The sequence below is a fragment of the Verrucomicrobiales bacterium genome (genome assembly GCA_016793885.1).
GTDB lineage: Bacteria > Verrucomicrobiota > Verrucomicrobiia > Limisphaerales > UBA11320 > UBA11320.
Map to the genome: position 1 here is coordinate 1 of JAEUHE010000120.1, position 3889 is coordinate 3889.

A 3889-nucleotide genomic window follows, 5' to 3' on the forward strand; every position below is an offset into this window, starting at 1 on the left:
ATTTTCATGCGGCCTTTCGATAAGTAATTAAAAAGGCCGCCGAGCCGCTTACGACGGTGCACCGAACCTCCTGCTGGGAACTCCGCAAACTCAGGCCGGATGATCTTGTTCTCGAGCCCCTGGTGGTTTCGTTCCTGATGATAATGTTCAACGAACTGAGAAACCCATTCTCGCAAGGACGATTCGCCAAACAGGATCAGGTCCTCCAAACACGACTCTTTGACGGTACGAACAAATCGCTCCGCATAGGCATTCAAGTTCGGCGACCGTGCCGGGAACTTTAGGACTCCACGCCAGCGCTAATCAAGGTCTCCAGGAACTGCTCAGCGAACAGAGACGACCGATCCTGGATCAAATACCGATAGCCATGCAGGAATCCGTCGCCGGCATCTGTAGGATTGCGCGCCATCTGGTTCACCCACTGGCCCTCAGGCTCTGGGACGATCCCGGCAATTCGAACTTCCCGCGTCGCCAAGCGTATCACGAACAGGACGTGGTAACGAACTAGCCCCGCGGGAGTCCACACTTCGGCCGTGAAGAAGTCGGTGGCCGCTATGACGTCCCAATGAGTCCTTAAAAACTCCTTCCAGGTCATCCCTTTCCGGCGTCCTGGCGCTGGGTCAATGCCGGCTTCCTGAAGGATCTTGGCAATCGTCCCGCGTCCGACCTCGTGTCTCAAGTTGGCCAGAGCTCCTTGGATGCGCGTGTAGCCCCACGACCGATTCTCTCGCGCCATTTTTGCGATCAGTTCCTTCAAGTCCCCAGAGGTCGGAGGCCGCCCTGCTCCGCGGTTCTTGGTCCCGTCGTACTTCTTCGCGATTAACCGGCGATGCCACGAAAGCAGAGTGTTTGGAGTAACGATGCTTGCAAACCGTTGAAGGCCCTTCCGGCCCACCGACTTGCTTTTGACGGCTAACCTTCGGCGCTGGTCATCGGTGAAACGAGGACGTTTACCCAATTGCTCTTGGAGAACCCGTACCTCCTCCTGAAGGTATTCGATGACGGCTTGCTGACGGCGATTCATCCACCCGGCAAAGCAAACCAGCAGAAATGACAATGGATTCATCTCAAGACTATCCCTCGATCGGTCGAGAGCGACCAGCCTTGCTTTGGAACGGACGACTTCCGCACCTCTCGCAATCCCCACAATATCAACTGATTCGGTTCGCTCGAATTTTCGGACACTACGGGTTGTCAATGCGCTTCGTGATGATTTCCGTTCGTTCGCTCCGATCCAGAGTTTCTCGCGGCAGCAGAGGGGCTGGCCCTCAGGCTATTTAACTGGATCAACATCGCATCAAGTCATGCGGATATTTGGTTTCAAGATGGCGCAGCCCACAAAGTATAAGTGGACCGCAACCGTGGTCGATGTTACATCTGATGCACGTTCAATGAGAACCTGCATGAACATATCAACCAAGATTTGGCCGACAATGTCGGTCCCGATGAGCATCGGGACACGTCATAGCCGGTTAAGCCTGGGTTGTGTGTTTAGCCCCAGCCTATCCAGGTCGTATAAAGGACAAGCCCCAGAAACGAATTTGGATAAACCGGAGGTAAGCAGGTAAGAGAAGAACCATAAGATTTTTCAAAACCCTGCTTACCGCGAAGTGAGCAGGGTTTTTTATTTTCCCTGAATGACTGAAAGCGAATCGACGAACCAAAGGTGAACGATCTGTGAACGAAACGAAGGCGACATCTCGATGATGTCTATCGACACAAAACTAAGAGACGCGCAGGAGAGCCGAGGTTCTCCACGGATGGGATCTGCCCATCGCTCAAGAAGAAGCGCGCGAGTTGTGTTCAGCCAGAATTTACATTCTAAGGGCTTCGTAGGAGGTGTGCCCGTAAACACCGAAACAGCCGCCGTGAAACCGCGGGTTGGGATCGAGTAGATCACCAAGAGGTGTTTGTTCTTTGTTGAAATGGCATGGGCCGGGAGCGTGATGCTTCCGGCCCTTTTAATTTCGCGGTTGGTGGTAGCGTACGGCGACGTGAGCGCAGCTTTCTCCAACCGCAATACTAATCACAGGCCGCGCGCCAGCTTGCGCACCAGAGTCTCCAAAACTCCGTTCGCTCGGGGCAGCACCGAGGCGGCCTGCCAATTTCCTGGGGTCGTGGCAGACAAGCAATGCACTTGCCCTGCAAGCAAGCTTATGTGGGAGCGTTACCCACCGACTCCACCATTTCGTTGCGGGGAGAATGAGATTCAGGCGAGCCTCATAAGCTCTGCCTCCGTGGGTGCAACTCCCACCCCCGCTACCAGCCTTCGCTCGGAGCAGAGCTCAGAGCAAGGCTGCCAGGCCGCAGCCTCTTAACGAAGGCAGGCTCGTCCCTGCGTCGGGAGGAGCTTCGGCTTGGCAAGCCACTCTCAGGGAAGTGATCCAGCCGGCGGTCTGTAAACCCGTCGTCATAAAATAACGCTGGAAGCTGACGACTGGAGCATTACCAGCACTTCCCACCAGCCTTCGCTCGAAGGGAAGCTGAGAGCAAGGCTGCCACGCCGTAGCTTCTTGGCGAAGGCGGGCTTCGAACACCCGCGTTCTCGAGCTTCGGCTTGGCAAGCCAGCCTTTCGAACCGAGGGAAGTTCGATCATACGACAGGATGAAACTCCTTTCGGGTCCGCCATTTTTTCGGAATGTAGCTCAGTCTTTAGAGCGCCCGGCTTGGGCCCGGGAGGTCGCAGGTGAAAATCCTGCCATTCCGACCAATTTCAAATTGCTGCCGTGGTCGAATACATAAGACATCCGTCTTCTAAACGGAACAATGCAGGTGGAAGTCCTGTCGGCAGCGCCAGTGTTCGCAGTGTCCCCCACTCGCGGGGACGTAGCATGGTTGATCTTTCCACTGCGCCCCGCGATCCGTTGCTTAATGCCGGATTCGGCCCGGCGAGCCATTGCCAGATAGTGTCAAAGTAGCACGGCGGCCTGTTAAGCCGCTTGTCTTGGTGCGAGTCCAAGTCTGGCAGCCATTTAAATGAGGAGTGAGGAATGGAGACTGAAGAATCCCGGTGTCGGCCATCGCAATTCGTCACTCATCACTCGCCACTGGAGAATGGGGTCGGCCTGCCGGCCGAAGCTTCGGTGAACATGGCCAGCCCACACGGTTGAGCGCCTCAATACGGCGACATCGCTAACACGGACTCTGGCGAAGGCTGGAGCATTACCGACGCCTTCCGCCAATTTCCAAAACCTCAACGAAAGGAGATTCCATGAAGTCTGTCCTGCGTTATCAAAGCCAGTTGCTCTTTCGTAAGAGCTATAAACCAAGTGGTCACATCCGCATCCGACCTAATGCGAAGCCCAGCGTCACTTTCCGTCCGATGCGGCGCTTTGGCCTAAAACCGCAACTTGAACTCGTCTCGTAGCTCAAAAGCAGAGCACCCGGCTGATAACCGGAAGACGCAGGAGCGTTACCTGCCGTGACGACCAGTCTCCGCCCGACGAGTTTCGGCTCGACGGGCGTCACCCCGAGTAGCTGAGGCAGATTAGCGCCTCGCTGAAGACGAGGAGACGTTGGCGCGATACCAACCTCGGGGACCATTTGAATGCAGAATGCAGAGTGCGGAATGAAGAATCTGCAATCGCAATTCCTCCTTCAAACAACTGCTCATCGAACTATGCACTCTACACTCTCCAATCATCACTCGGCTACGGTCCGCCTTTTCGCCTCCGCTCAAAGCTGGATCGAAGGCGAAGCGGTGCGCCAACTCTATGCCACGGCAAAACTCGACGGTGTGCGCCTCGCTATAGGGTTCCCGGATTTGCACCCGGGCAAAGGTTCGCCAGTGGGCGCGGCCTTCGTGGCTGAAGGCGTGATCTATCCACACCTTATCGGCGGTGACATCGGTTGCGGTATGACGTTGTTCAAGACGGATTTGGTCCGTCG

The 3889-nt window shown here is 55.7% G+C and carries 3 protein-coding genes and 6 tRNA genes; 7 read left to right on the forward strand and 2 right to left on the reverse strand.

Annotated elements, in window-relative coordinates:
- Both JNN07_13475 and JNN07_13480 read right to left on the reverse strand, forming a co-directional pair.
- On the reverse strand, window positions 1-257 hold a 257-nt coding region (locus JNN07_13475), incomplete at its 3' end, for a transposase (protein MBL9168748.1).
- A gap of 23 nt (window positions 258-280) precedes the next feature.
- Window positions 281-1066 carry a hypothetical protein gene (locus tag JNN07_13480; protein ID MBL9168749.1) on the reverse strand — a complete coding sequence of 262 codons (786 nt, stop codon included), beginning with the start codon at window positions 1064-1066 and terminating at the stop codon, window positions 281-283.
- A gap of 1045 nt (window positions 1067-2111) precedes the next feature.
- Between JNN07_13480 and JNN07_13485 the strand changes: the two genes are divergently transcribed.
- From JNN07_13485 to JNN07_13515, 7 genes are all read left to right on the forward strand, one after another.
- Window positions 2112-2186: transfer RNA gene (locus JNN07_13485), tRNA-Ala, on the forward strand.
- Window positions 2187-2635: 449 nt separating this feature from the next.
- Window positions 2636-2711: transfer RNA gene (locus tag JNN07_13490), tRNA-Pro, on the forward strand.
- Window positions 2712-2721: 10 nt separating this feature from the next.
- Window positions 2722-2797, forward strand: a tRNA-Arg gene (locus tag JNN07_13495).
- A 101-nt stretch (window positions 2798-2898) separates the two neighbouring features.
- A tRNA-Asn gene (locus JNN07_13500) sits at window positions 2899-2972 on the forward strand.
- A 386-nt stretch (window positions 2973-3358) separates the two neighbouring features.
- A tRNA-Ile gene (locus JNN07_13505) sits at window positions 3359-3432 on the forward strand.
- Between the two features lie 36 nt (window positions 3433-3468).
- A tRNA-Phe gene (locus tag JNN07_13510) sits at window positions 3469-3543 on the forward strand.
- 77 nt (window positions 3544-3620) lie between these two features.
- On the forward strand, window positions 3621-3889 hold a 269-nt coding region (locus JNN07_13515; protein MBL9168750.1), incomplete at its 3' end, for an RtcB family protein.

Excerpts from the sequence above, each read along its gene's own strand:
- JNN07_13480 (MBL9168749.1), bottom strand. The coding sequence starts at position 1,066 with ATGAATCCATTGTCATTTCTGCTGGTTTGCTTTGCCGGGTGGATGAAT.